The following is a 23,024-nucleotide window of genomic DNA, read 5'->3' as shown; positions in this document are numbered from 1 at the left end:
TGCTTCGAAATGCCGCGGTGATGCCGCGTGCTACTGAACTGGCGCGCTCCTCGAGCGCGTCGTAATGGCCAGCGCTGCGTACGCCCAGTTGAAGCTCCGAAAGGATCTCGTCGAGCTGGCAGCGCTGCTCATCTAGCTGAGCCGCAAGGCTCGGCCGGGCGTCTACGCGGCGGAGCACGACAGGTGACGCTTGACGCGGATCGGCTTGCGATAGGCCGGATCATCGCTGCGGGAAGGCTTGGGAAGGCGATAGCTGCGGCGCCCGAACGGCACTGGCGGCAGTTGGCGCGCAACGGCGCGCTCTGCTTCTTCCATCGCCTGGGTCGGCGTCAGGCCCAGTTTGATCTGCTCCAGGTAGGCGATCTGCAGGGCCTGCGCGACGCGCACGTTCGGGACCGGCGAGAAGCCGACGGAGGCACGCTGCCTCGCACGCTTGTCGAGGATTTGGGCCTTCTTCGTCATGTACTTCCCCTGTTGACGCAAAAAGCCCGCCAACCGGATGGTCGACGGGCTTTCTCGGGCTTCAGACTGCCGCCTACCGAGGTTGGGCGCAGCTATCGCGGGGTCGGATTTGCCTGTTATGGTGACGGTTTGGCAGGGTCTATTTTGCGCAGGGGGTAAGCTATGGCGGCAGAGATCAGCGTGACATGGTGGCAGGTACTGAGCCTGGTGGCAGGATCGTCATTCCTTACCACGACGTTTTCTCTTGCGGTGAAATGGCTGGGCGATCGCCGAAAGCGAAAAACTGATCGGGAATTTTCGACGATCTATCTCGTCGCTTCGCTTGAGGCCTACGCCAACGATCTATCGAACGCGATCAGCGACTCTGAGAACTATCAGGGGTCCAGAGGCGAGGCGGGACAGTGGGTTGGCAATGTTCCGGAATTTCCAGATTTACCGGAGACCATCGATTGGAGAGCGCTCGGTCCCGACGTGACGAGGGAAATGCTCGACTTCCCCGTAGCGGTAAACGGAATACGAGGGATGATTGCAGCGTTTTCAGACTCTCCTCATAACGATGAGGATGATGAAGTTTCCCCATTGGTGAGAGAAAAGGCTGCATTATTAGGACTTCGAGCTTTGCAAATCGCAGCCAGCCTTCAAGGAAATCCGACTGGCGAAGCCATTTCTCTAGACGACGGTGATTGGGATCTAAAAGATTGGCTCACCGATACTCATAACAGGTATCTGACCAAGCGTTTGGTGCATCAGGCGGCTATGGCGCGCACCGCAGACGACATGAACGCTTTGATCGCTCAGGCGACTGACGTTGCCTAAAGGATTCCCGCTTGCGCGGCGAGGAGCGTGGCATCATCGATCGACTTACATGCTTCGATTGAGAACTGTTCCCAAAGGTCGAGGGCATCGATCAGGATTTTCTTTGCCCGCGCATTGCGCATTCCGAAGCGCTTGGCCGCGATAGAGATCCCGACGTCATCAATGAGGATCGCGAACACCAGTGCCTGGTGCTCGATGCGTCGACGCCAATTTGTGTACGCAACTTCGGCCCTTACGGTGCCGAGTTTTTCGAAGAAGGAGGCATCTGCTCGTCCGCTTTGGTCAACACGCGTTTCGAAGCTCACAGTGCTGACGGTGACATCGCCAGTTATCCGCGCGTGCGTCGCGGCGATCGAAACGGCGGCCGACAACTGGAATGCATCGATGTCGCCGGTTTCGAACAGACGGGCGACGGCGCCTTGGCGCGTTGCCGCGGCCTTTGCATGGGTTTCTGGAGTGCCGCTGGTTCGGTGCGCCCAGTTCTTTTTCGTCGAGGCGTTGTAGCGCTGAAGCTGCTCCTCGTCGCGCGCTTGGCGCGGATGGCGTTCAGCCCACCGTCGATAAGCAGGGGATTGCAGGTGCGTCGGTTCTTTGGCCCGCTCTCGAATGCGCCGTGTCTTCGCTTTTCCCATCGCCCCTGTGTCTCCGCCTAAGGATCAGGGTGGTAGTCCAGCATTGGCGGTGCGAGCAGAGACGAATCTGCGCAGGGGGGCAGGGCGAGGCCTACAGAGTCATCGACCTGCCAGCCGAGTTCGCGCAGTTGGCGGATTGCGTCCTCAACTTGCGTCGGAAGGGAAAGGCCACGCGGGCCGGCCTTGCGGAGCAGCTGGCCGGACTTGACCAGCGCCTTCACAAGTTGCCGCGCCCGCGTGGCGCTGATGGCCAGACCGTTCGCGATCTCGCCGTAGGAGGGGCTTTCGCCCCATCGTTCGATGTAGTTCCGGACGAAAGCCAGCACCAGCAGGCGCCGGCTCGTCATCTCAGGCCTCAGCCGAAGCGAGGCGTCAGTTGCCACCTCGCGCATCGGCGCCATGTTTCCCTGTTGTCATCGTGGTTTGCCCCGGCCCCGCAGAGCAGAACATAGCAAGAATTCAGGGGATTTACAGGGGCTAGTCTCGCGAAGCTTCGGCGTCGGCGATCGCAGCGCGCACCAGGTGCGCAGCTTCTTCAAGTTCGCGATCCACATTGATGGCTTCGCGGGCGTGCGCGCGGCCGATCTCAGCGATCGGCGCGAGTGCGAAGATCGCACCGTGCCGCAAGCGATGCAGGTTGTCGGACACATTCAACTCTTCAAGCGGCGCAATCACTGCTCGGCGTACCGTCTGCGACAGATAGCGGCTATCCCAGCGCATGTGTTCGCGGCGCGCATGCTCGATGCGACGGAGGATCAATCGCAGGTCGACGATCGTCGTTGTGATCGTCGCTGGCACGGGCTCGTCATGGGTGTGGATGAACTGCGCGACGACGCGCTGTAGCCAAGATTGGGCATTGGCGGAAACGACGTGAATGGTAGAGGCAGCGATAGCCATGCTCGATCTCCTCGTGATCGGTTGTGGTTAGGGCGGCGGAGAGGTGCAAACTCTCTTGCCGCCCGAACTTTATGCGCGCATAAAGTTGGCATGGCAATAGTTGATACGCGTAAAAAGTCGATGGGGCGGCCGAGGGTCGATAGCCAGGAAGTTAGCGTCCGGATCAAGCGTGATCAGTTAGATGCGATTGATACTTGGCGTAGCCGTGAGGTTGATTCGCCAGGGAGGCCGGAAGCAATCCGCCGTTTGATCGCGATCGGATTAGTGCAGGAGAATGATTGATGTTTCTCTATGTGTTGAAAGTTATGGAAGCCCAAATTGAGAGCGCCGCAAACCAAGGGCAGACCGTGAAAGAGTTCCGGCTTCGAGACACTCATTGGAATGATATTGCGGCGCATCTCGATACGCACCCGTTCATTGCTTCAGAAATTCCAGGCGCGAAGAGATTTAAAGGAGTGCCCGTTGAGATTTGCGAGCTTCGTGGTGACGAGCTTGTAATCGCCGAGCTCTCAAACGGAAAAGTTCTGATTCCCTGAGATCGACGCGGTGCGGATCATACTTGTGGGGGCAACGGAGTTGATCCCGCCCGTTGAAAGGCTTCGCGTATTTGATGTTGGATATGAAGGGCGTCGCGAAATTGGACGGCTGCTACGCCCAAATCAGCGTATACGCGTTCTGGAGTTATGCCAAAGAGCGTAAGAGCGTGCAGGATTTCATTCTTGGCGGTGTGCGGGACTCGGAAAACTGCCTTTCCGTCGAGCGGCGGCTCGTCCGGACCATGTAGAGACATAACACTGTCTTGCGCGGTAGAGCGAATGTTCATGGTCGATGTGTCGATGATCAAGGGGGGCTGTTTCTCGCGATACAGGATTTCTTCAGCAGACAGCCCTTCGACATCGAGTGCAGTCCCAGTGATTTGAATCACCACTCCGTCAACATCGCCAGCATCGCTCTGGCAGGCAAAGAAAAGCGCGATTAACGGGTTAGTCGTCCAATCCAGAAGGTTGGTCGCAATGCCGAAATGTTGGGCTAGCACTAGGTACTCCAGCGGGCCGTGCAATCCACCGGGAAAGAAGCGCCGAGCAGTTTGCTGCCAAGCGCTGAGTTCGGCAATCCGGGTAATACCGACGGTGCCAGGCCTGAATACCGATGCCTGAAGTTTCCAGTCGGTTGATGCGTGCCCGCGAAAATACGACTGGGGGAACAAGGGGATCTCGAGGGACTGTAGATAGCTCGCGACCCATTTGAGCCCACCGACCTTCAAGCTTTCAAAACCAAGCGACATTTGCCCCCCCTCATTCGGAATTTCTTGAATACTAATTACTGCGGATGGGTCTGACCGGACAATCACATTCCAAGATAAAGAGCACTTATAATCTCGGTTTGTTTTATGATCGCTTCTTCTTCGGATATACCATCGATTTCGCAATAGAACGGTATGATGACTTGTCCGCCTTTCCCATAAGGCGGTTCCCTTTTTAACGCATTTTGGGGGATATCGAGTGCATCGGCAATGCGCACAATTTCCTTCCAGGCACGGTTTAGGTCCCAGTATCCTTGGCAGGCGACAGTGGCTGGTTCACGCATGCTTACTCCTTCTGGAACCTTTCGCGGCGGATAGTCCGTCCGCCGTGCTTAAGGCTCAAAGCCGCAGGGTTCTGCGGTTTCGGCGATAGCCGGAAAAGGCCGGTACCCCCGGGGTGTACCCCCACTTTTCGCTAGTATCAGGCGGCCTTGGCGATGCGCTCGACGACGAGCTCGTCCCCGTGCTCTCGCACCTGGGCAAGATCGTAGGCGGTTTGCATGCGCATCAGCGTATCGGCCGAGATCCCGAATGCCTTTTCGAAACGCAGCGCCATCTCGGCGGAGAGGGCGGCCTTGCCGTTGAGCAGGTTGCTCATCGCCACGCGGGTCACGCCCAGCGCGGTCGCCGTCGCCTGAACGGTGAGGTGATACGGCTCGATGAACTGGCGCCGGAGCCAGGGGCCTGGGTGGACGAAGATCGAGTGGTGAACCTTGATCGCCATCAGTGATAGTCCTCGAGATCGAGGTCGGCGATTGTCTGCTCGTCGACCTTGGTGAATGTCAGGCGCCAATTCCGCGTTACGGTCATGGCGAACGTGCCGGCGCGATCGCCGGTCAGGGCATGGAAACCGAAGTTCGGCGGGACGGTCAGTTCGTTGAACGTGGCGGCCGCAACGATGAAGGCGATCATGTCGGTGATCCGCTCCGGCTCGATCATCCCCTTGGCCCTCCCGGTTTCGAGAAACTTGCGCAGGTTCTTGTGCGAGACGGTTTCGATTTCCATGCGGATTGTATAGTATGGCTTTACGGGACATGTAAAGCCATACTTTACATATTTGTGGAAAGCCAGTTCTCGGACAAGCTGTCATTCACCGCCATCTGGGTCGGTGGTGCCGTACTTTTTCCAGTTCGCTTCGTCGGTCGCGTTGCGAATGTCGACGCCATCGGGCGCGACGTAGGGGAAGCGGTTCGGGCCTTTGGGGAGGTCAACGTGTGCTTGGTCAGCGACCTTCGTGCTCTCGCTCGCCTCGGGAAGCGTGGGTGCTTCAAGCGTGTCCGGTGCCACGTCGTTTGCATCGTGGCCGTAGCAACGTTTCAGTGCTGCCGAAAAATCGCCGTGATCTAAATCCACGACACCGCTGTCAGCATAAAAGAACGGTTTGAATCCCGTGTATGCTCCGTAGCTGTTCTTGCCATTCACTTCGCCGGTGATCATCAACTGATCGGCGGGGCAGTGGCTTAAATCCCGAAACTGTGCCGCGTTGGGATCAAGCATGTCGTGTCTCACCACGTCCTTCGCATCGGCAAAAGGATCGACTGCGTCGCACCCTTGGAGGGCAATCGCAACCAGCCCGAGCGCTGATGCCCATTGTGGAATGTTGATTCTCATAGTTGCCCCACCAAGCGTTGCAGTTGTTCCATCCGCTCTCGGTCCACGCGGACCTGACATTTGATTTCTGCGATCTTGAACGAAGGCCGATCGCCGGTCGGATTCGCAGCCTTAATTCGACAGGGTAGGCACTTTGGGTAGTACGCCGCGCAAGATGATTTACAACTCGTCACCTTCCCATTCTGGTTCGATGAAAATCTCACGGGGGGCGCCTTGGATGGAGATGCCGTTGTGCCCGCCTTGGGTCATGAATGCGGCGTGGATCCCGGTGGCGAAGCTATCGTCCCACGGGCCGGCGCGCATCGTGACTGCGTAGCAGGCGCCAGCCTTGGAATCGCACCAGATTTCCTTGATGCGGCTTAGGAGCAGCGGGCTCAAGGCATCCACTATCTGTCTCATCTCGGCGAGTTCAGTTTCACGCTCGTAGCGACTAGAAAGATCCACGCCCTTATAATGGCTCATCCTGATGCTCCGTTCATGTTAGTAGTGATCGCCGCTCATTTTTGGCAGAATGGCAATGTGGGAAGGGCTGCTATCCGGCGGCCAGATGTTTGAGGTGAAGGTGAGCGAGCATATCGAAGTTACATCGGAGATGGTCGCGGCGGCGGCGAGGGTGCTCAACGAGTCTGGGTTGCTCGATGAGCATTTCGCCGCCGACGAAATCACTGTGCGGGCGATGCTCGAAACTGCTTTTGCGCTACGTAGATCTTCTCTCGGTGGGTCTGGAGATCAAACGCCAGGCTGTGAAACCGCCCCTTCATTTCGACCAACTGCTCAACGCTGATGCCTTCCACTAGGAGTTTCGACGGGTTGGGCGGAAACTCTCCGTCCTCCAGAGGGTCCACAAGGCGTGCGCCAACCGCCGATGCGACGCCGCCTTTGGGCTTCCCCATCACGATCACTGCTTGGCTATGTGCAACAGCGTTTCGGCGCCTCGCGAGTTTGCGAGCGCGCGCGTAAAGGCTATTCCATTCATCTAGCAGTTCCGCGGCGGCGATCTCTTCGAGGCAGTGCGTCACAGCCTCGTTCGTCATCGATAGGCGCGCGTTGGCATTAATCGCCGCGCGAAAGACCGCCTTCATCGCCGCGCCATTCCGTGCTTCAAGTGCAGCGCAAAAGGTTTGCTGAGCCTGTACCTCGACATTCATCCAGAAGGATAGAACTTCTCCAGCTTCGCGATGCAGTGCCTCGTATTGCTTCTGGGCGGCCGGGGTATTGAGTGCAACGCTCATGCGCGTAGGCTCCCGTTGCAATTGCGGGGAGGATGCCCTTCCAGCCAATCATTGGCTCCATGAAAGACTTCTGAACCTGCAAGGCCGTCCGCAATGATCTCAGAAATCAGTAGCCTATCGTCGCTGTGCATATGCGATTTCAGTTGGTCATGCAGATCTTGGGCAGATAAGTGCGTAGAAACGAACCAAAGCGAAAGCTGAACCCTGATTGATTCCAGTTTTTCAAGCTCGTCCCAGAGTTCTTGATAGTCCTGTTCGTCTTTCTTGTTCACCAGATCATAGGCGACGATGTAGCTTGCCAAAATATCCCCCTGGAATTCGAGTTTAATATGACTCTGGGCGTTGGGCTTGCGGGTTCGCTGCTCAGAAGTTCGAGCAATTAGAACCCTAAAATGTGTGACCCCGCCTCCATGGCATAATGCCCCTATCCATGGACGCTCGGTGACCTCGCGCTGGTGGCAATTGTCCGCACAAGCGTTAGCGCCGCAGCTCGCTCCTTAGAGGGAATCGCCCTTAGCAGTTCAACCCAATCCCGTTCTTCAGCGGTAAGGTGAACGGGATCGTCGCCGAACTCCGCCTCAGGATCATCGCTTTCGCCTGTTAGGTAGGCGGGTGTGGTGTGCAGTTCTCGGGCTATGCGAACGAGATGAGGAGATGAACGTCTCCCGCGCTTTATGAGGCTATTGATCGTTGATTGTGGGATCGTTGCGCGACGTGCCAACTCGGCCTGCGACATTCCGAGGACGCCCAGCCGTTCCACAATGCGAGTTCCGAGATCCATGCTTCTTTCTAACGACAGGGCGTTAGATAGGATACGCGGCGATGGCGCTTGACGGACCTAACGCCCTTGCGTTAGGTAAGCGCAATGGCGTTAGAGCATGAATCTGATTCTGCCTTAGCAGTGGCGGTCCGCAAGGTCGGCTCGCAGTCGGCGTTCGGTCGATTGCTCGGTAAACGCCAGTCGACAATTCGAGGTTGGTTGCTGAGCGACAAACTGCTCCCGGCGGAGAATGTCCGGACAGTTTCGGATGCGACCGGCATCCCGGATTATGTTTTGCGTCCAGACATCTTCTCCGCGCCGGACCCCATGTCCGAGCCCCACTCGGGCGGATCGCCGTCAGCAGTGCAAACCCCCGCCGCTGCTGACGGCATCCATAATCCGCTTCGAGGGCTTGAACGGTGATTGCGACCATGGGGCATGGAATTATCGCGATCCGTCCGTCGCTTATGCTGCAATTGCGCACAGTCGCTCCAGCCGTCGCTGCGCGGGGCGTTGAAGTTTCCGCCACTTCCCGAGGCTGGTCAGCCGAAGGGGCCGTCGCTCTTCTCGGCGGCCCCGGAGCAGTGGCATGAGCAGGCCGCACCGCCGTCAGCGAGCTTTAGCCCTGTGGCGTGCGCGACGCATGCGCCGCGCAACCTCGCGTAAATCGCTAGGGGTAGGGTGGCTCAATCGCCTCCAGCTTGATCTGCTTCAGGAGATGGAGCGCCTTTCCAATTTGCGCGAGCTGCTTGGTAAAGCTGCGCCATCGCTGGATCGAGCACGTTCTGGTAAGCGCTGCGGATCAGTTCGGCGTACCGGTTCCCCTGTAGCCCTTCCAAGGAAAGGGTAAGGCCGTGGACCATTTCATCCAACTCTTGCGGATCCAGCAGACCATTATTGGCCAGTATTCGCCACGTTTGAAGACTGGCGATAGTTGCGGAAATGTTTGCAGCGATAAGTGCCTGAATCGCATCGTCGTTCATCATGTCTCTCGTGCTGGCGTTGACAACCGCACGATGGCCGAAGGGGCTGCGCCGTCAAGGGGCAGCCCCGGAGGCATGGCATGACGAAAGGCCGCGCCCCGCTGACTATTGATGCTGCCCTGGCGCGCATCGCCGGCGAGATCCCCGGCGGTTGGTCGGCGATGGCCGCGCTGCTTTGCAACCCGAACGGGAAGCCGCGCAGTGAGAGCATGGTCCGTGCCTGGGGCGATCCCCTGCGGCGCGAGAAGATCCCGCTGCACGATGCGATCAAGCTGGATCTGGCCTACCGTTCAGCCGGTGGCGATGGCGCCCCGCTTTTCGAAACCTACGGCTATCTGCTTGATGAAGCCGGCATGTTCCGTTTCTCAAACGAGGTTGCTCTCGGCCGTCTGGCTGTTGATGCGATCCGGGAAGGTGGAGAAGCGCACGCTGCGCTTGTGCTGGCATCGCAACCGGGTGTGGATCCGCGTCAGAAGCGCGCGGCTATCCAAGAGGTTGAGGAAGCTATCCAGGCGCTGCACAGCGCCCTGACCCTACTCGAGATGATGACGCAGGCGACCGGGCCGCCCGGCTGACCGGCGCGATCCCCAAGCAAGCAATCCAATAGCCCTGCGCTCGTACGGCCTTCGCCGTTCGATGCGTCTTTCTGCGTCCTCGGCACAAGGTGACCCACATGAAGCATTACGAGTTTTGCGGGGTGTCTACGCCGACGCTGATCTACGCCGGACCGGGCACGCGAGAGGAATTTGATCAGATCGCGCTGCCTGAGCGTGTCGCCGCCTGGCGAGATGATGAGGCGACGACCCTTTTCAAGAATGACGGCCAACAATGGCAGATCCAGATGCATTCTAAGATGCTCTGCGGAGATACCTCCGATGCCGTGATCGTCATTTTCCAGTGGCCTGAATACCGCGCGATCGAGGCGGCCTGAACGATGCCGATGTCACCCGGAACATACCTGAGAAAGCGCCGTGAGGCGGCCGGTCTCGACATGGTCGAGGTCGCGGCCGCGCTGATCGTCATAGGCGATCGCGTCCGGAGGATCACGTCGGCCGATCTGCTGAAGCTCGAGGAACGGCTGTTCGCAGCGGAGGCCGACGAGCCTTGCCTTTCGGTCGAACAGGCTCGCCTGCTCCGGCAGGTGATGGTGTTCGATCTCGCCGTCTACGAGCTCCTGCTGCTTCACCACCACTTCGACCCGGCGAGCGGTCTGCCCGAGCCGCAGATCTGTCGCAGCTGCGGCTGCACCTGGCACGACGCCTGCCCGGGCTCGTGTGCGTGGGTGCCGGGGGATCCGACGCTCTGCACCGGCTGCCTGGGCGACGACCACGTTCACACGACCCGACAGGGAGAATTTGCGTGACTATGCACCGGAAGGCGCACCCGCTTGCGGGGCAGGCCGTCGTCGTCGCAAGTGGCACCTACGAGGGCCAGGTCTTCGAGATCGAAGACTGGTGGGATCGTGTCGCCGGAGAATCCTGGATCGATTGCGACGAGAACCCGGTCTGCGTCGAATACGCGATGCGCGCCGGCGCGGACTTCGATCCGCTGGATGACGAGGTCGTCCTCGGCCACCTCGGCGATCTCGAAGCGATCATGCATGCCCGCCATCTCCCGACGCCGGCCGCGCAGGACCGCGCGCGGCGCAAACGTCGCGCGGGCGCTGGCTGGCTCAACAAGCACTTGGCCGATCGCAGCCTTCAGGGAGAATTCGCGTGACAAAGTATGGTGAGAACACCCGCGCCCAGCTTCGGCAGTTAATGATCGCGAACGGCGTTGCGCCGGCCCGCGCTGCCCAGGCAGTGGACCTTGCGTGCCACGGGGCCGAATCAGCTGTTATGGCGCTGACTGAGGTCTGCGATCGGGCGTCAGATACTGCCTTGCGACTGATGGCATACGAGGTGGGGCTGCAGTTGGCGGCCAGCCAACTGAACGAAATTTTCGCTTCGGTCCACGCGCTTGCAACGGCGAGCGGCTGCACGACCACTTGCGGCGCTGTGGAGGTGCCGGCCCATGGCTGAAACCACTGACGATCGCCTCCGCCTTCTGATCGAGCGCGTCGAGCGCCTCGAGGAGGAAAAGAAGGGCATCGGCGACGATATCCGCGACGTCTACAACGAGGCCAAGGCCGTCGGGTATGACGTGAAGATCATGCGCCAGATCGTGCGCGTCCGGAAGATGAAGCCGGACGATCGCCGCGAAATGGACATGCTCATGGATACCTACAAAACCGCGCTGGGCATCGACTGATGCGCCGGGGCGGCTCGACAATCCTCCGCGCGATCGTGGCGGCCATGGTCTTGAAGATCATTGGCCGCCGGCGCCGCGCGCGCCGCACCACGCTCGGCCCTATGTCGGCCGAGGATCGCTACTTCTGGGACGAAATGGACCGGCGTCGGAAGGTTCGCCGCCCGTGAAGCGCCGCGAGCGGCTTTGCACTTGCGCCGAATGCGCGGAGCTCGATCTCGAGTTCCCGGGCGAGGGCAGGCAGCTCGCCTTTCCCCTGAAGCCCCAACCCCGCCGCAAGCGCACCAGGCGCGACCAAGCGGCCAATCACCGGAGTGCCGTGCAATGACGTACGCTACCGTACGAGTGAGTCAGCTGGTTGTTTCGCCTGCCAATGTTCGCATCAACCAGGAGGACGCGGAAAGCGTTGACGCACTCAAGGCGTCAATTCGCACTGTCGGATTGATGCTGCCCATGGTCGCCCATCACATGCCCCCAGATAGTGAGGCCGATTACGGAGTGTTGGCGGGCGGCCGCCGGCTGCGCGCACTGCAAGGCCTGATTTCGGATGGCGTTCTGCCAGCAGACCACGAAACCGATATCGTGCTGCGTGACCTTTCGCCGGACCAGATCACGCAGATGTCTCTCCACGAGAACCTGCTGCGGCGGGATCTTCGGCCGTACGAGATCAACGCGGCCATCGCGCGTGCGCACGCTGAAGGCGCTGCAGTTGAGACAATAGCTGCGAACATCGGGCAGGAAGCAGTCTGGGTCGCGCGTCAGCTTCGACTGGGGCAGTTGGAACCGGCGATTTTTGCGGCCTATGCCGATCGCACCATTTCAAGCGAGGTCGCGGAGGCTTACGCGGCAACCGAAGATCGGGATCTTCAGCGCGCGGCCTGGAAGCACTTTTCTGCTCTGCGTGACTACGACCGCACGCCGGCGCGGATCCGCGCGTACCTGAAGGTCGGGGATGCCGAACTGGAGCGGCTTCTGCGGTTCGTCGGGCCCAAGATCTATCAAGGGCAGGGCGGCCGGATCGAGCTCGATCTTTTCGCCGATGGTCCGGAGCGCGGCCGGGTGAGTGACGAGGGCATTCTCCGCGATCTCGCAGAGAGTAAGCTGGCGGACTTCCGCGAGAGCATCAAGGCAATGACTTGCCGGCCAGGGCTGCGTTTCGTGGCGAGCGCGCCGGGCAGCCATGGATTTGCCGATACGGCACTCGAGCTTTTCCCCGCCGCTGGGCAAAATGATTCGGAGCTTGTGCTACCGGACGGCGACATCGTCGCAACTGTCGAGATCGGCAACGATGGCGCCGCCGAAGCGCACTACTGGTGGGCAAGTCGGAAGGCGAAGCGGGAGGCGGAGCAAAAGCCGAGGCAGGTCGCCAGTGCGGCAAAGGTCGCGACGTCGATCAGCACTACGGTCACTGCAGGAGCGGCCTTCAATGCCTCGGCAAGCCCGGGCGATGCAATTGCTGCCCGGGCGGCCGCGAAGGAAGAGCATGGGGTCAAGGCCGAGGGCCTGCACGTCATGCGCTCGATTCGCCGCGAGATCCTCCGCGCGATTCTCGTCGACGATGCCGAGGAAGCAGGGACCATCGGCCGCGATTACATCGTGTGGGCCCAGTTGCGCATCGAGCTCGGCAAGACGGTGGGCGAAACTCATGTCGGCGCCCGGGGGCTGACTTCGACCTGGCGCGGATCCGACGAGGAGGAGCCGGCCGACTTCGTAGCGCCGTTCGTGGAAGATGCGGAGGCTCATGCCATCTGGGAACGTGCCCTCGACCGAATCGCGGCTGAGCCGTTCATGCGGATGGAACAGCCGGAGGAATCGCTCACTGCCTTCCATTCGGCGCCGGAGCATACGAAGCGGCGCGCGGGCGCGGTGCTTGCAGGCCTTGCGCTTCTCCGCTCCGCCAACACGCCGGGCTGGCGTGTAGCCGCACATGACGCGATTGCCGAGCTCGCCCGCGTCGATGATGCCGAGATTCGCCGCTACTGGTCGCCTACGCCAAGGTTCATGGCGCTGTTTCCCAAAATGCGCCGCCTCGAGCTCGCACAGCCGCACGTAGAGGAAGTCTCCTTCCGTGAGTGGCACAAGCTCAACGATCAAGTGCTGACCGGCGCCACGGCCGGCGCGCTTCAACAGAACCCGGGCTGGGTTCATCCACTGCTGTCCTTCGGTGTCGCAACCGCCCCCGAAGACGGGGCAACCGGACAGAGTGCAAGCAGGGAGGTAGCTGAGTGAAAGCCCAGCCCTTCACCATCATCGAGCCCCAGATCGAGCGGCTCGTTGATGGCTACCTCTCTCGCCTTTACCGCCCCATCGGCGGGCGCCTGGCCGACATTCGGCCGGGCGCGCTGCTTTGGGTGCGTGAGCCGTTTCACCTGCCACTGGAGTTCGACCATATTTCGTCGGCGCAAGCGCAGCTGAAGCGCGCGCGTCCGACGTTTGTGACCGACGTCGAGGGTGTGGGGCCGGGCCTCGGCCGCCGCCGATTCGCGCGCGAGCTCCTGCGCGATTGGCATCGCCAGCATCTGCAGGTGATTTGGGTCGGCCACGCGCTCCTGCAGTCGATCACGATCGACGAGATCCGCGCCCAGGGCTTCACCCATACCACCGCGTTTGCGCGCGCCTGGAACCAGAACCTCTCGCTTTCGAAGAAGCCGTGCAGCTGGGACGCAAACCCGGAAGTGCTGGTGATGGACTTCGTTCGTGTCGAAGCGCCCGTGCCGGCGAAGGCGGCGATATGAGGGGCGAGTGCCACACAGAATTCGAGTTTGAGGGAATGAGCCCTCAAGCGGAAGGGGAGGCCGCTTGCGACCGGTCTCCCCGGAAGCGCGGCATTGCCGCCAAAAATTTCCCAAAATCAGAAGGATCGAAGGCCAATGGCTGAAACCACTCAACCCGCTCCCCGGGCTGGGGGCATTGGCCCGCTGTTGCGACGCCCCGAGGTCGAACGTGAAACCGGCCTGAGTCGGTCCGCGATCTATCGATACATGCAGGAAGACACGTTTCCCAAACCCCTGCGCATTGGCCGCCGCAGCGTCGCGTGGCCGCTCTCCGACATCGAAAAATGGAAGTCGACGAGATCAATTCGCTCCTGAACTCGGGGGCATCCACGGGGGCATTCTGGGGGCAATCCGGATGCAAATCACACGCATTTCCAACGGTGAAACATCATGAATTCGAATTCCACCCTCTCCGCCAAGAGCTCATCCAAAATCATCTCTAGATCCTCAAGAAGCCGGCCGGGAAATCGCGGGTTTTGCGGCTTGTCCCACGACTGTCGGTCGTTGGTGTTCTTCGCCTTTCGCTTGCCATCAGGCAGATCGTGGTGGGATGGGCTGGACCGGCGGGCCTGACCCGCACGTGTCCATGGTGACGGCGAGGCGTGCTTGGGCCTTTGCGGCAACTTGGAAAAACCATCGATCTACAGCCATTTGCCATCGATAAGGAGGGAAGCTCCCCGCCGGTTTTCGGTCGTCGCGCAGTGGCCTGGGCGCAATCACCGATAACCGCGCCGTGATCGCCTTTGCATAATCCCGTCCACCCCCGCTGGATGAGGACGAATCATGGCCCTGAAGGAATACAAGGCAGGACAGGCGTTCAACGGTGTCCTTGGACGCACCTACGACGTCTCGGAACCGGCCTGGCCCGCGCCGCTGCGCGCCAGGGAAGGCGCGGCCAACGTGTTGTTCATCGTGCTGGACGATACCGGGTTCGGTCATCTGGGCTGCTACGGCAGCCCGATCCATACGCCCAACATCAATGCCCTCGCCAAGGACGGGCTGCGTTTCACCAACATGACCACGACGGCGCTGTGCTCGCCCTCGCGCTCGTGCTTCATCACCGGGCGCAACCACCACTCCAACGGCATGTCCTGCATCACCGAGGGCTCGATCGGCTTTCCCGGCGGCAACGGGATCATCCCGTTCGAGAACGGCTTCATCTCGGAAATCCTGCAGGAACAGGCTACAACCCTTATGCCATCGGCAAGTGGCACCTGACGCCGGCCGAGCAGACCTCGGCCGCGGGTCCCTACAGTCGCTGGCCGCTGGGCCGCGGGTTCGAGCGGTATTACGGCTTCCTCGGCGGCGACACCCACCAGTATTATCCCGAGCTGGTGCGCGACAACATGCAGGTCGAGCCCGAGGCGACGCCGGAGGAAGGCTATCACCTCACCCCGGACCTGGTGGACAAGGCCAAGGCGATGATCGCCGACGCCAAGCAGGTCGCGCAGAACAAGCCGTTCTTCATGTACTTCTGCCCCGGCGCCCAGCACGCCCCGCATCACGTGCCGAGGGAATGGGCCGACAAGTACAAGGGCCAGTTCGACAAGGGCTGGGACCACTACCGCGAGGAAACCTTCAGGCGGCAGAAGGAACTGGGCGTCATTCCGCAGAACACGGTGATGTCGCGCCACGATCCCGACGTGCAGGACTGGGACAGCCTCTCGGACGACGAGCGCAAGCTCTATGCCCGCATGATGGAAGTCTTCGCCGGCTTCCTGGAGCACACCGATCACTATCGCGGCGGCGTATCCGATCCCTTCATCATCTCCTGGCCCAAGGGCATCAAGGCCAAGGGCGAGGTGCGCACCCAGTTCTGCCACGGCATCGACATGGTGCCGACCGTGCTGGACTGCCTCGGCGTCGAGCCGCCTGCCACGATCCGCGGCGTGACCCAGGCGCCGATCGAGGGCTTCAGTCTCAAGAACACCTTTGACGACAGCGGTGCCACGGGCCTGCACCAGACCCAGTATTACGAGATGTTCGGCCACCGCTCGCTCTACCATGCCGGCTGGCGCGCGGTCTGTCCCTGGCCGGGTACCTCGTTTGTCGAATCCGGCGGCGCCTTCGGCGACGAGATCACCCACGACAAGCTCAACGCGCTCGATGCCTCGGGCTGGGAGCTCTACAACCTTGTCGACGATCCGGCCGAGACGACCGACCTTGCCGACCAGGAAAAGGCCAGGCTGATCGAGATGATCGGCATATCGAGTGAGGGCGAGCCGCGGCCGATCGCGGCGAATGGCCGGGGTGCGCAGCACCCCGGCCATTTCCTGTTCCCGGTTTAGAAGCCGTCCACGGCCTTGCTGACCAGGATGTTCACCGCCACGCGGCGGTTCTGGGCCTTACCTTCCGGCGTGCTGTTGTCCGCCAGCGGGTCGGCCTTGGCCATGCCGGTGGGGGTCAGCATGCGGTAGGGCTTCCAGTGGCAGGCCTGCTGGAGATAGTTCACCACGCGGGTGGCGCGCTTTTCGCTGAGCGTCTGGTTGTAATCGTCGCTGCCCACCGAGTCGGTGTAGCCGACCACCAGCAGCAGGGCATTGTCCATGCCATCGGCCGAATTGGCCGCGGCGCACAGGTTGCTCTTGGCTTCGGGCGAAAGATCGTACTTGCCGGTGTCGAAGTTCACGTTGGTCGTGCCCTTGACGTTGTACTTGTCGATGTCGCCCATGCGGCCGCGCAGGGCCTCGGTGGCGGCCTCGTTGCTGGCAAAGCGCTGGTCGGTGCCGTTGTGGATCATCGACGCGGTCTTCAGATCCTTGTTCTTGAGGTCGATCGAGTCTGCCAGCAGCGCACCGTTGGCCTGCAGGGTGTCGACCGAGACCGGCAGGCCGTTCAGCAGCGAGGTCGCCGCCAGCTTGCTGCGGCTGATGCCCAGGAAGCCGCCGCTGGCCTTGATCTTGGTGGCGTCATCGATGACGATGACGGTCTTGCTGCCGTCGGCGCTGGTCACCTGCATCTTGTCACCCATGCGGGCGGAGATGATGCCCTCGATCTCCGGGCCCTTGGTCGCTTCCGCCCGGTTGACCGGACGTTCGCCGTAGACGGTGGCCGCTACATCGCCCTCTTGCGGATCCTGCTGCTGCGCCGCGACGCTGCCCGAAACCGGGATAGCCAGCATGCCGAGCATGATCAGCATCTGCGACCTTTTGGAAATGCCACTCATAACGTCGTTCCTCCAAACCTGTTCAGCCGGTTTGTGCGTTTCCTCGGCATTTCGTCCGAACCCCCTGTTCGCGTTTCCGGCTTTCAAAACCCCCTTCATCTGGCCAGGGTGTCCATTGCGGCTCTCTTGCCGCCCTTGTGCACCGTGGGCTTTCTGGATGTTGACGGCAGCCTTTCCCGCATATGAACGCGCAGGGGCTGCACCCTCGATCTGCGGGTAATGCGAGAGCGCGGTGCGGTGAACGGTGGCGAATCGCCCCTCTTCGTGCGTGCATTCGTGGCCGCAAGAGGAGGGGGATGCCGCGTGGGCGCTTTGGCGGATGCGGCCACGTTGCAGGGCAGGCGGCCTGGGGGAAGGGCACCGCGGCAACTGCCGCTGCGGAATGCATCGGGCGGACGATCTCATCGCGGGACAACTGTCCGCCCGAAATCAGGCTATCGCCGGCTTGTTGTGTTAACTAATGTACGCAAATTCCGGCGGGGGGTCGTCGGAATTCATGAATTGCACTGGGGGCCATGCAATGTTTGCGACCAAGTTGAAGTGCCTGCTCGGGCGGCACAAGCCTGTCCGGAGAGATGTCGTGTGGACCGATGCCGGGTATGTCGGGGCATGCCGGGGGTGCGGCGGCGGCATACGCCGGACGGCTCCGGGCAAGTGGCATCTGGAGGACCATCCCGAGGCGGGCTGACCGATCCGGGATTTCGCGGCAGGGGCGAAGGGGCCCGTGCCGCGAAATTCGCTTTATGCGAGCTGGCGCCGCCGTCAAAATGCCCTCTCGGGCATTTTTCAAACAGCCTCTCAGGCCCTGGCGGCGATCACGATGATCTCGACCTTGTAGTCCGGGGTGAACAGCCTGGCTTCACCGGTCGCCCGGGCCGGGGCCGGGTGGCCGGCGATCCAGCCATCCCAGACCGCGTTCATTTCCTCGAAGTCGGCCATGTCGGCGAGCCAGATCGTGGCCATCAGCAGGTGATCCTTGCTGCTGCCGGTCTTGGCGAGCAACGCCTCGATCTCCGCCAGCGCCACCTTGGTCTGCTCGGTGATGCTCGCGCCCGGTTCGCCGATCTGGCCGGCGAGGTAGATGGTGTCGCCGTGGATCACGGCCTCGCTCATGCGTGGGCCCTGGTCGATGCGGGTAATGGTCATGTCGGGTCCTTCCGGATGAGGTTCAGTAGCGGCTGATGGCAAGGTCTGCCGTCTCGATGGCCGGCTTGTGGCCGCCGATGATGTCGGCGATGACATGGGCCGAACCGCAGGCCATCGTCCAGCCCAGCGTGCCGTGGCCGGTGTTGAGGAACAGGTTCGGCACCTTGGTGGCGCCGATGACGGGCGTGCTGTCCGGCGTCATCGGCCTGAGGCCGGACCAGAAGCTGCCTTGCGCCATGTCGCCCGCGCCGGGGAACAGGGTGCCGGCCGAATGTTCCAGCGTGGCACGGCGGGCAGGCGGCAGATCGCGGGAGAATCCAGAGATCTCGGCCATGCCGCCGATGCGGATGCGGTCTCCCAAACGGGTGATCGCCACCTTGTAGCTCTCGTCGAGCAAGGTGGAGACCGGCGCGCGCGGCTCGTCGACGATCGGCACGGTCAGCGAGTAGCCCTTGACCGGGTAGACCGGCAGGCGAATGTCCAGCGGCGCAACGAGCTGCGGCGAGAAGCTGCCCATGGCGACAAGGAAGGCATCGGCCGCCAGCTTGCCCTGGTCGGTCTCGACATGGGTGATGCGTCCGCCGTCCTCGATCAGCCGGTGGATCGAGGTGCCGTTGAGGAAGCGCACGCCCTTGGCGGCGGCCATGGCGGCAAGGGCATTGGTGAACTTGAAGCAGTCGCCGGTCTCGTCGTGGGGCAGGCGCAGTCCGCCCGCGATGGACGCCTGGCTGGTGGCCAGACCCGGTTCGGCGCCGATGCAGCCGGCCTTGTCAAGCACTTCGAAAGGCACGCCATCGGCCTTCAGCACTTCGATGTCCTTGCCGATCCCGTCGAGCTGCTTCTGTTCGCGGAACAGTTGCAGGGTGCCCTGCATGCGTTCGTCATAAGCGATGCCGGTGTCCCGGCGCAGCGCGATCAGGCAGTCGCGGCTGAATTCGGCAAGGCGCACCATGCGGCTCTTGTTGATCGCATAGTCGCGCGCGTTGCAGTTGCCGAGCATCGCAAAGAGCCAGCGCAGCATCGCCGGATCGGCGTGGAGGCGCAGGATCAGCGGTGCGTGTTCCATCATCAGCCAGCGCAGGGCCTTGGTGGGAATGCCGGGGGCGGCCCAGGGCGACGCGTAGCCGGGCGAAATCTCGCCGGCATTGGCGAAGCTGGTTTCCAGTGCCGGGCCTTCCTGCCGGTCGATCACCACGACTTCGTGGCCCGCTTCGGCCAGATACCAGGCGGAGGTGACGCCGATGACGCCGCTGCCGAGGATGGCGATCTTCATGGGGCAGTCTTCATGGATGCAGTGCTCCGAATGCGCGCGCTGGTTTCAGAGGGGAGGTAGACCCGTTCGTAGCGGCGGCTGAGTTGCGTCAGGATCTCGTAGGAAATGGTGCCCGCATCGGCGGCGACCTGATCGATGCCCTGATGAGGGCCGAGCAGTTCGACCGGCGCGCCGGGACGGAGGTGCTCGGCGGGCACATCGGTGACGTCGAGGGTAATGCTGTCCATCGAAACGCGCCCGGCAACCGGAACGCGGATGCCGGCGATATAGGCCGAACCCCGGTTGCCGAGGCAGCGCGGCCAACCATCGGCATAACCGACCGGGATGGTGGCGATGCGGGTCTCGCGCGTGGTCTTGAAGGTCAGGCCATAGCCGACCCCGGTGCCGGCGGGGATCGTGCGGAGCTGGGCGATGCGGGCTTCGAGGTGCACCGTCGCGCGCATCGGGTTCGGTGCATTGCTGCGAGGCGCGCCGCCGTAAAGCGCGATGCCGGCGCGCACGAGGTCGAAGTGGCCGCGTGCGTGGAACGCGCCGCCGCTGTTGTCGAGAGCGAGCGGGACACCGGGAAAGCTGGCGGCGATCGTGCGGAAGTGTGTTTCCTGCGCGGCGTTGGCGGCATCGCCGGGTTCGTCGGCGCAGGCCAGATGGCTGATGATGAAATGCAGGTCGATCGGGCGAAGCAGCTCGGGCCTCGCCAGTACCTGTGCGATCTCGTCGCCCGGCAGGCCCATGCGGGACATGCCGGTATCGACCTGAAGCACGGCTGGCAGGCGCGTGTCGCATCGTGCCGCTTCGGCCGACCAGCGCTCGATCTGGTCCAGCGAATTGAGCACCGGCACCGCGCCGAGCGCCGCGCAGGCAGCTTCGCCGCCGGGGAGGAGGCCGTTGAGGATGTAGACCGGAATGCCTGCGGGAAGCTCGGGAATCAGGGCTTCCGCTTCGCGCTGCAAGGCCACGAAAAGATGGCGGCAGCCTTCGTCGATCAGGGTGCGCGCGACTTCTGCAGCGCCGAGACCGTAGCCGTTTGCCTTGACCACGCCGCCGACCGCTGCGGGGGCCACACGGTCGCGAATCAACCGGTAGTTCGCGGCGAGTGCTTCGAGGTCGATTGTCAGGCGTGCTCCGGCAACCACATCATTCCCCTTGGAACCGGTTATCTCCTGATCGATCAGGGCCGGAATGAGGAAAGGCTATCGTACCCTGTTTCAAATAGGCTGCCAATTATTCGCAGGAATCGCTACGATATGCGAAATTTGGCATCGTTCTACGAAGGTTGTGATAGATCATGGCATGGGCCCCCGACGACGTGGACCGTTCGATCCTGCGTGTGCTGCGCCTCGACGGGCGCAAGCCCAATGCCGAAGTGGCGCAGGAAGTGGGGCTTTCTCCTTCCGCATGCCTCAGGCGGATCCGCATCATGGAAGATCGCGGCGTGATTCGTGGGTACACCGTGATCACCGGCGCGGAAAACGACGATGTGCGGGGCGTCGATGTGGTGGTGCAGGTGACGCTGGAGCGCCAGACCGAGGACTACCTCTCACGCTTTGAGAACGCCGTGCGGCAGTGCCCGGAAATTCGCGAATGCTTCCTGATGGGAGGGGATGTCGACTATTGGCTGCGTCTGCGCACCGAGAGTGTTGCCGCATACGAGGCGATCCACGGTGAAGTGCTTTCGCGCTTGCCGGGGGTGACGCGCATCAGTTCCAGCTTCGCAATGCGCGATGCCCTGCGCCCCAAGCGGATCAGCCGGTAGCGGCGGGGACCTTTCGCCGGTCCTGTTCGCCACCGCCTTGTTTGCCGCCGCCTTGCGTCGGCAGCTGGCTGGTGTGCCTTAGGCGATGCGCCAAGTAGATCGCTTGGCGCAGAGCGCGCGTGTGGGTGGTGGTTGCGGGGAGCGGCGAACTGTTCACGGCTTAGGTCGTAAACTCATAAACGGCACCATCGAGGTTTGAGGCAAAATGGCTCAGTGGCAGGAGGGAAGGCGCAGGAATATGTCGATATTTCAAGACTTCCCGACGCAGCGCTGGGCCATTTTGGGCAAATCCCGCAGGGACGCCCAAATGGCTTCCATCTCGAACCGAAGCTGCCTTGGACGGGCAACCAGCCCGCCCGGCGGCAACTTCGGCCCGAGCTGTTCGCCATTTGGGCGCCTCGATGGTGCCGTTTATGAGTTTACGACCTAGTAGCAGCCGCGTGAAGCGAGGACGGCAGGCACGGTGCGCAGACAGATTGCCATGTCGTAGAAGAACGACTTGCGCTGTGCGTAGCGGGCATCGAGTCGGACACGGGCTTCGTAGGAGACCTCGTTCCGGCCGCTGACCTGCCAGAGCCCGGTCAGGCCCGGACGGACCGAGCAGTAGGCCTCGAAACGGTCGCCGTAGCGCGGGATTTCCGCCTCGACGATGGGGCGCGGGCCGACGATGCTCATGTGGCCGAACAGGACGTTGAACAGCTGCGGCAGTTCGTCGAGGCTGCTCTTGCGCAGGAGTGCGCCGATCGGGGTGATGCGCGGATCGCTACGCAGTTTCTGGTCACGCGCCCATTCTGCGCGTGCGCGGGGGCATTCGGCGAGCAGCCGGTCAAGCACGTCCTGTGAATTGATCACCATGCTGCGGAACTTGAGGCAGGGGAACAGGCCGCCAGCATGGCCGACGCGGCGCTGGATGAAGATTACCGGCCCCGGTCCGGAGGCGCGGATGGCGCAGGCGACCAGCACCAGCAGCGGCAGGAAAGCAATGATCGCCAGCATGGCGACGGCGACGTCGAACGCCCGGGACAGCCCGGCTGTATTGCTTGGCCGGGGTGTGGCCATGGCGTCGTGCAGGGGACCGGCCACAGGATCGGCCGGTTCTGGCGAAGCGTGCGGGGCAGGATGGTCCGGTTCGCCCCGCAGCAGGTAGGAAGTCTCGTCCCGTGTGCCGAGCGGGATGGCCCGATCTTCCGGCGCGACGGGCCCCGTCTCGCCGAGCGGCCCGCGCCAGGCCCGATGCTCGAGGTTGGCCGGGCTGCCTTCCGTGGTGATGTCGAGCCCCTGCGAGCCGTTGGTGCGATAGGGGGGGGCAATGACCGGGGCCGAAGGGGCTAAGGTGCTTCCAACGCTTGCCGGAATGACGGGGTTCATGGCGCCTCCTTGCGGTTTTGCACCTGCACCCAAAAGAGAGCGCTTGTGCGTCCCATACGCTTCCGGAGGAAGGTGGTGCGAGGTCATCTCATCTTGCCGTGTCGAGATAGCGTCCATCGTTTCATCCGCTTGAAAAGGGAACACAATTGCGATGGCGACCGAATTGATTCTTTGGTTGATGAGATGGTAATAAAAGTTGATGTCTCGTCAATATGTTGATGCTGCATTGCAGCATGGATAAATGATCAATTGTGGCTTTTTAATGCGGATATTTCGTACGTTTTATTATGTGAAATTACTTAAGTGCCTGTGTTTATGGTGGGTGTGTTTCAGTCCGATTTGGATTTTGTAAATTTTGAACATTCATATTGGACTATTCATTTTTACATTATCTTCCTGTTCGTCCGCTATTGCCCGTTTGAGATCCTGCGTGAACCGGACCGTTCTGGGACTGCGTCGGCACCAGACCGCCTGCACCATGGCGCGTGTATGGCGGGAATGCGGCTAGAGCAGTTGATCCGATTGAATCGGATCAACTGCTCTACGGTTTTGGTTTTGCGCGTTTTTTGAGTCATCAGGTGATTCCACCGGATTGGAAAAC

At 61.6% G+C, this 23,024-nt stretch carries 34 protein-coding genes; 15 read left to right on the top strand and 19 right to left on the bottom strand.

The window, feature by feature from the left end; genetic code table 11:
• Positions 1 to 162 precede the first annotated feature (162 nt).
• Entirely contained in the window at positions 163 to 462 is a 300-nt protein-coding gene (locus CA833_RS02410; RefSeq protein ID WP_207079121.1) for a hypothetical protein, read from the bottom strand.
• Between the two features lie 162 nt (positions 463 to 624).
• On the opposite strand from CA833_RS02410, the gene CA833_RS02405 reads away from it, so the two are divergent.
• A complete protein-coding gene (locus CA833_RS02405) occupies positions 625 to 1,278 on the top strand; it encodes a hypothetical protein (RefSeq protein WP_207079120.1) in 654 nt (217 codons plus the stop codon).
• On the opposite strand, the gene CA833_RS02400 is transcribed toward CA833_RS02405, so the two are convergent.
• From CA833_RS02400 to CA833_RS02390, 3 genes are all read right to left on the bottom strand, one after another.
• Positions 1,275 to 1,910, bottom strand: a complete 636-nt coding sequence (locus CA833_RS02400) for a hypothetical protein (RefSeq protein WP_207079119.1) — start codon at positions 1,908 to 1,910, stop codon at positions 1,275 to 1,277. The two genes, CA833_RS02405 and CA833_RS02400, sit on opposite strands and share 4 nt — an antisense overlap.
• Positions 1,911 to 1,927: 17 nt before the next feature.
• A complete protein-coding gene (locus CA833_RS02395; protein ID WP_207079118.1) occupies positions 1,928 to 2,311 on the bottom strand; it encodes a LexA family transcriptional regulator in 384 nt (127 codons plus the stop codon).
• A 76-nt stretch (positions 2,312 to 2,387) separates the two neighbouring features.
• Positions 2,388 to 2,807, bottom strand: a complete 420-nt coding sequence (locus CA833_RS02390) for a hypothetical protein (RefSeq protein ID WP_207079117.1) — start codon at positions 2,805 to 2,807, stop codon at positions 2,388 to 2,390.
• 281 nt (positions 2,808 to 3,088) lie between these two features.
• Between CA833_RS02390 and CA833_RS02385 the strand changes: the two genes are divergently transcribed.
• Complete coding sequence (locus CA833_RS02385) at positions 3,089 to 3,343, top strand: hypothetical protein (RefSeq protein WP_207079116.1); 255 nt, start codon at positions 3,089 to 3,091, stop codon at positions 3,341 to 3,343.
• Between the two features lie 17 nt (positions 3,344 to 3,360).
• Here CA833_RS02385 and CA833_RS02380 read toward each other — a convergent pair whose 3' ends face one another.
• The 9 genes from CA833_RS02380 to CA833_RS27260 all read right to left on the bottom strand — a co-directional run bounded on the left by CA833_RS02380 (position 3,361) and on the right by CA833_RS27260 (position 7,734).
• On the bottom strand, positions 3,361 to 4,092 hold the full coding sequence (locus tag CA833_RS02380; RefSeq protein WP_207079115.1) for an FRG domain-containing protein: 732 nt from the start codon (positions 4,090 to 4,092) through the stop codon (positions 3,361 to 3,363).
• A gap of 62 nt (positions 4,093 to 4,154) precedes the next feature.
• Positions 4,155 to 4,394: a hypothetical protein gene (locus CA833_RS02375; protein WP_207079114.1), complete on the bottom strand. Its 240-nt coding sequence runs from the start codon at positions 4,392 to 4,394 to the stop codon at positions 4,155 to 4,157.
• A 137-nt stretch (positions 4,395 to 4,531) separates the two neighbouring features.
• Positions 4,532 to 4,834, bottom strand: coding sequence for a HigA family addiction module antitoxin (locus tag CA833_RS02370; RefSeq protein WP_207079113.1), 303 nt, complete (start codon positions 4,832 to 4,834; stop codon positions 4,532 to 4,534).
• Positions 4,834 to 5,115: a type II toxin-antitoxin system RelE/ParE family toxin gene (locus tag CA833_RS02365; RefSeq protein WP_207079112.1), complete on the bottom strand. Its 282-nt coding sequence runs from the start codon at positions 5,113 to 5,115 to the stop codon at positions 4,834 to 4,836. The genes CA833_RS02370 and CA833_RS02365 overlap by 1 nt, the downstream gene beginning before the upstream one ends.
• A gap of 81 nt (positions 5,116 to 5,196) precedes the next feature.
• On the bottom strand, positions 5,197 to 5,721 hold the full coding sequence (locus CA833_RS02360) for a hypothetical protein (protein ID WP_207079111.1): 525 nt from the start codon (positions 5,719 to 5,721) through the stop codon (positions 5,197 to 5,199).
• 159 nt (positions 5,722 to 5,880) lie between these two features.
• Complete coding sequence (locus tag CA833_RS02355) at positions 5,881 to 6,183, bottom strand: hypothetical protein (RefSeq protein WP_207079110.1); 303 nt, start codon at positions 6,181 to 6,183, stop codon at positions 5,881 to 5,883.
• A gap of 200 nt (positions 6,184 to 6,383) precedes the next feature.
• Complete coding sequence (locus CA833_RS02350; protein WP_207079109.1) at positions 6,384 to 6,953, bottom strand: hypothetical protein; 570 nt, start codon at positions 6,951 to 6,953, stop codon at positions 6,384 to 6,386.
• Complete coding sequence (locus CA833_RS02345; protein ID WP_207079108.1) at positions 6,950 to 7,255, bottom strand: hypothetical protein; 306 nt, start codon at positions 7,253 to 7,255, stop codon at positions 6,950 to 6,952. Before CA833_RS02345 ends, CA833_RS02350 begins: the two co-directional genes overlap by 4 nt.
• Positions 7,256 to 7,377: 122 nt before the next feature.
• Positions 7,378 to 7,734 carry a helix-turn-helix domain-containing protein gene (locus CA833_RS27260; protein ID WP_207079107.1) on the bottom strand — a complete coding sequence of 119 codons (357 nt, stop codon included), beginning with the start codon at positions 7,732 to 7,734 and terminating at the stop codon, positions 7,378 to 7,380.
• An 84-nt stretch (positions 7,735 to 7,818) separates the two neighbouring features.
• Between CA833_RS27260 and CA833_RS02335 the strand changes: the two genes are divergently transcribed.
• Positions 7,819 to 8,136, top strand: a complete 318-nt coding sequence (locus CA833_RS02335; protein WP_207079106.1) for a YdaS family helix-turn-helix protein — start codon at positions 7,819 to 7,821, stop codon at positions 8,134 to 8,136.
• Positions 8,137 to 8,399: 263 nt separating this feature from the next.
• Here the strand turns inward: CA833_RS02335 and CA833_RS02330 are convergent, their stop codons facing one another.
• A complete protein-coding gene (locus CA833_RS02330) occupies positions 8,400 to 8,699 on the bottom strand; it encodes a hypothetical protein (protein WP_207079105.1) in 300 nt (99 codons plus the stop codon).
• A 77-nt stretch (positions 8,700 to 8,776) separates the two neighbouring features.
• Here CA833_RS02330 and CA833_RS02325 point away from each other — a divergent pair, with 77 nt between their 5' ends.
• The 11 genes from CA833_RS02325 (at position 8,777) to CA833_RS02280 (ending at position 16,005) form a co-directional block, all read left to right on the top strand.
• Positions 8,777 to 9,271, top strand: a complete 495-nt coding sequence (locus tag CA833_RS02325; protein WP_207079104.1) for a hypothetical protein — start codon at positions 8,777 to 8,779, stop codon at positions 9,269 to 9,271.
• A 98-nt stretch (positions 9,272 to 9,369) separates the two neighbouring features.
• Positions 9,370 to 9,627: a hypothetical protein gene (locus CA833_RS02320; protein WP_207079103.1), complete on the top strand. Its 258-nt coding sequence runs from the start codon at positions 9,370 to 9,372 to the stop codon at positions 9,625 to 9,627.
• Positions 9,628 to 9,630: 3 nt separating this feature from the next.
• The gene (locus CA833_RS02315) at positions 9,631 to 10,059 is read left to right on the top strand and encodes a hypothetical protein (protein ID WP_207079102.1); all 429 of its coding nucleotides are present in this window, start codon (positions 9,631 to 9,633) and stop codon (positions 10,057 to 10,059) included.
• Entirely contained in the window at positions 10,056 to 10,415 is a 360-nt protein-coding gene (locus CA833_RS02310) for a hypothetical protein (protein ID WP_207079101.1), read from the top strand. The genes CA833_RS02315 and CA833_RS02310 overlap by 4 nt, the downstream gene beginning before the upstream one ends.
• Positions 10,412 to 10,717 (top strand): hypothetical protein, encoded by a 306-nt coding sequence (locus CA833_RS02305; protein WP_207079100.1) that lies wholly within the window; start codon positions 10,412 to 10,414, stop codon positions 10,715 to 10,717. Before CA833_RS02310 ends, CA833_RS02305 begins: the two co-directional genes overlap by 4 nt.
• Positions 10,710 to 10,946 carry a DUF2312 domain-containing protein gene (locus tag CA833_RS02300; RefSeq protein WP_207079099.1) on the top strand — a complete coding sequence of 79 codons (237 nt, stop codon included), beginning with the start codon at positions 10,710 to 10,712 and terminating at the stop codon, positions 10,944 to 10,946. Before CA833_RS02305 ends, CA833_RS02300 begins: the two co-directional genes overlap by 8 nt.
• Positions 10,947 to 11,267: 321 nt before the next feature.
• A complete protein-coding gene (locus CA833_RS02295; RefSeq protein ID WP_207079098.1) occupies positions 11,268 to 13,172 on the top strand; it encodes a ParB/RepB/Spo0J family partition protein in 1,905 nt (634 codons plus the stop codon).
• Positions 13,169 to 13,678, top strand: a complete 510-nt coding sequence (locus tag CA833_RS02290) for a hypothetical protein (RefSeq protein ID WP_207079097.1) — start codon at positions 13,169 to 13,171, stop codon at positions 13,676 to 13,678. Before CA833_RS02295 ends, CA833_RS02290 begins: the two co-directional genes overlap by 4 nt.
• A 135-nt stretch (positions 13,679 to 13,813) precedes the next feature.
• Positions 13,814 to 14,032, top strand: coding sequence for an AlpA family transcriptional regulator (locus CA833_RS02285; protein WP_207079096.1), 219 nt, complete (start codon positions 13,814 to 13,816; stop codon positions 14,030 to 14,032).
• A 468-nt stretch (positions 14,033 to 14,500) separates the two neighbouring features.
• A complete protein-coding gene (locus CA833_RS26835) occupies positions 14,501 to 14,935 on the top strand; it encodes a sulfatase-like hydrolase/transferase (protein ID WP_242526231.1) in 435 nt (144 codons plus the stop codon).
• A complete protein-coding gene (locus tag CA833_RS02280) occupies positions 14,917 to 16,005 on the top strand; it encodes a sulfatase-like hydrolase/transferase (RefSeq protein ID WP_242526355.1) in 1,089 nt (362 codons plus the stop codon). The genes CA833_RS26835 and CA833_RS02280 overlap by 19 nt, the downstream gene beginning before the upstream one ends.
• Here the strand turns inward: CA833_RS02280 and CA833_RS02275 are convergent.
• The 4 genes from CA833_RS02275 to alr all read right to left on the bottom strand — a co-directional run bounded on the left by CA833_RS02275 (position 16,002) and on the right by alr (position 20,435).
• The gene (locus CA833_RS02275) at positions 16,002 to 16,883 is read right to left on the bottom strand and encodes an OmpA family protein (RefSeq protein ID WP_142632498.1); all 882 of its coding nucleotides are present in this window, start codon (positions 16,881 to 16,883) and stop codon (positions 16,002 to 16,004) included. The genes CA833_RS02280 and CA833_RS02275 overlap by 4 nt on opposite strands.
• A 798-nt stretch (positions 16,884 to 17,681) precedes the next feature.
• The gene (locus tag CA833_RS02270) at positions 17,682 to 18,029 is read right to left on the bottom strand and encodes a RidA family protein (RefSeq protein WP_142632499.1); all 348 of its coding nucleotides are present in this window, start codon (positions 18,027 to 18,029) and stop codon (positions 17,682 to 17,684) included.
• Positions 18,030 to 18,051: 22 nt separating this feature from the next.
• On the bottom strand, positions 18,052 to 19,302 hold the full coding sequence (locus CA833_RS02265) for a D-amino acid dehydrogenase (protein WP_207079094.1): 1,251 nt from the start codon (positions 19,300 to 19,302) through the stop codon (positions 18,052 to 18,054).
• Positions 19,299 to 20,435, bottom strand: a complete 1,137-nt coding sequence (gene alr / locus CA833_RS02260; RefSeq protein ID WP_207079093.1) for an alanine racemase — start codon at positions 20,433 to 20,435, stop codon at positions 19,299 to 19,301. The genes CA833_RS02265 and alr overlap by 4 nt, the downstream gene beginning before the upstream one ends.
• Positions 20,436 to 20,587: 152 nt before the next feature.
• On the opposite strand from alr, the gene CA833_RS02255 reads away from it, so the two are divergent.
• A complete protein-coding gene (locus tag CA833_RS02255) occupies positions 20,588 to 21,055 on the top strand; it encodes an Lrp/AsnC family transcriptional regulator (protein ID WP_142632502.1) in 468 nt (155 codons plus the stop codon).
• A 426-nt stretch (positions 21,056 to 21,481) separates the two neighbouring features.
• Here the strand turns inward: CA833_RS02255 and CA833_RS02250 are convergent, their stop codons facing one another.
• A complete protein-coding gene (locus CA833_RS02250; RefSeq protein ID WP_242526230.1) occupies positions 21,482 to 22,423 on the bottom strand; it encodes a sugar transferase in 942 nt (313 codons plus the stop codon).
• Positions 22,424 to 23,024 lie beyond the last annotated feature (601 nt).

It is taken from the genome of Novosphingobium sp. KA1, from assembly GCF_017309955.1.
Taxonomy (GTDB): Bacteria; Pseudomonadota; Alphaproteobacteria; order Sphingomonadales; family Sphingomonadaceae; genus Novosphingobium.
Note: the sequence above shows the minus strand (reverse complement) of the source record. Positions and strands in the feature narration are given on the sequence as shown.

Excerpts from the sequence above, each read along its gene's own strand:
- CA833_RS02410 (WP_207079121.1), bottom strand. The coding sequence starts at position 462 with ATGACGAAGAAGGCCCAAATCCTCGACAAGCGTGCGAGGCAGCGTGCC.
- CA833_RS02405 (WP_207079120.1), top strand. The coding sequence starts at position 625 with ATGGCGGCAGAGATCAGCGTGACATGGTGGCAGGTACTGAGCCTGGTG.
- CA833_RS02400 (WP_207079119.1), bottom strand. The coding sequence starts at position 1,910 with ATGGGAAAAGCGAAGACACGGCGCATTCGAGAGCGGGCCAAAGAACCG.
- CA833_RS02395 (WP_207079118.1), bottom strand. The coding sequence starts at position 2,311 with ATGGCGCCGATGCGCGAGGTGGCAACTGACGCCTCGCTTCGGCTGAGG.
- CA833_RS02390 (WP_207079117.1), bottom strand. The coding sequence starts at position 2,807 with ATGGCTATCGCTGCCTCTACCATTCACGTCGTTTCCGCCAATGCCCAA.
- CA833_RS02385 (WP_207079116.1), top strand. The coding sequence starts at position 3,089 with ATGTTTCTCTATGTGTTGAAAGTTATGGAAGCCCAAATTGAGAGCGCC.
- CA833_RS02380 (WP_207079115.1), bottom strand. The coding sequence starts at position 4,092 with ATGTCGCTTGGTTTTGAAAGCTTGAAGGTCGGTGGGCTCAAATGGGTC.
- CA833_RS02375 (WP_207079114.1), bottom strand. The coding sequence starts at position 4,394 with ATGCGTGAACCAGCCACTGTCGCCTGCCAAGGATACTGGGACCTAAAC.
- CA833_RS02370 (WP_207079113.1), bottom strand. The coding sequence starts at position 4,834 with ATGGCGATCAAGGTTCACCACTCGATCTTCGTCCACCCAGGCCCCTGG.
- CA833_RS02365 (WP_207079112.1), bottom strand. The coding sequence starts at position 5,115 with ATGGAAATCGAAACCGTCTCGCACAAGAACCTGCGCAAGTTTCTCGAA.
- CA833_RS02360 (WP_207079111.1), bottom strand. The coding sequence starts at position 5,721 with ATGAGAATCAACATTCCACAATGGGCATCAGCGCTCGGGCTGGTTGCG.
- CA833_RS02355 (WP_207079110.1), bottom strand. The coding sequence starts at position 6,183 with ATGAGCCATTATAAGGGCGTGGATCTTTCTAGTCGCTACGAGCGTGAA.
- CA833_RS02350 (WP_207079109.1), bottom strand. The coding sequence starts at position 6,953 with ATGAGCGTTGCACTCAATACCCCGGCCGCCCAGAAGCAATACGAGGCA.
- CA833_RS27260 (WP_207079107.1), bottom strand. The coding sequence starts at position 7,734 with ATGGATCTCGGAACTCGCATTGTGGAACGGCTGGGCGTCCTCGGAATG.
- CA833_RS02335 (WP_207079106.1), top strand. The coding sequence starts at position 7,819 with ATGGCGTTAGAGCATGAATCTGATTCTGCCTTAGCAGTGGCGGTCCGC.
- CA833_RS02330 (WP_207079105.1), bottom strand. The coding sequence starts at position 8,699 with ATGATGAACGACGATGCGATTCAGGCACTTATCGCTGCAAACATTTCC.
- CA833_RS02325 (WP_207079104.1), top strand. The coding sequence starts at position 8,777 with ATGACGAAAGGCCGCGCCCCGCTGACTATTGATGCTGCCCTGGCGCGC.
- CA833_RS02320 (WP_207079103.1), top strand. The coding sequence starts at position 9,370 with ATGAAGCATTACGAGTTTTGCGGGGTGTCTACGCCGACGCTGATCTAC.
- CA833_RS02315 (WP_207079102.1), top strand. The coding sequence starts at position 9,631 with ATGCCGATGTCACCCGGAACATACCTGAGAAAGCGCCGTGAGGCGGCC.
- CA833_RS02300 (WP_207079099.1), top strand. The coding sequence starts at position 10,710 with ATGGCTGAAACCACTGACGATCGCCTCCGCCTTCTGATCGAGCGCGTC.
- CA833_RS02295 (WP_207079098.1), top strand. The coding sequence starts at position 11,268 with ATGACGTACGCTACCGTACGAGTGAGTCAGCTGGTTGTTTCGCCTGCC.
- CA833_RS02285 (WP_207079096.1), top strand. The coding sequence starts at position 13,814 with ATGGCTGAAACCACTCAACCCGCTCCCCGGGCTGGGGGCATTGGCCCG.
- CA833_RS26835 (WP_242526231.1), top strand. The coding sequence starts at position 14,501 with ATGGCCCTGAAGGAATACAAGGCAGGACAGGCGTTCAACGGTGTCCTT.
- CA833_RS02275 (WP_142632498.1), bottom strand. The coding sequence starts at position 16,883 with ATGAGTGGCATTTCCAAAAGGTCGCAGATGCTGATCATGCTCGGCATG.
- CA833_RS02270 (WP_142632499.1), bottom strand. The coding sequence starts at position 18,029 with ATGACCATTACCCGCATCGACCAGGGCCCACGCATGAGCGAGGCCGTG.
- CA833_RS02265 (WP_207079094.1), bottom strand. The coding sequence starts at position 19,302 with ATGAAGATCGCCATCCTCGGCAGCGGCGTCATCGGCGTCACCTCCGCC.
- CA833_RS02255 (WP_142632502.1), top strand. The coding sequence starts at position 20,588 with ATGGCATGGGCCCCCGACGACGTGGACCGTTCGATCCTGCGTGTGCTG.
- CA833_RS02250 (WP_242526230.1), bottom strand. The coding sequence starts at position 22,423 with ATGAACCCCGTCATTCCGGCAAGCGTTGGAAGCACCTTAGCCCCTTCG.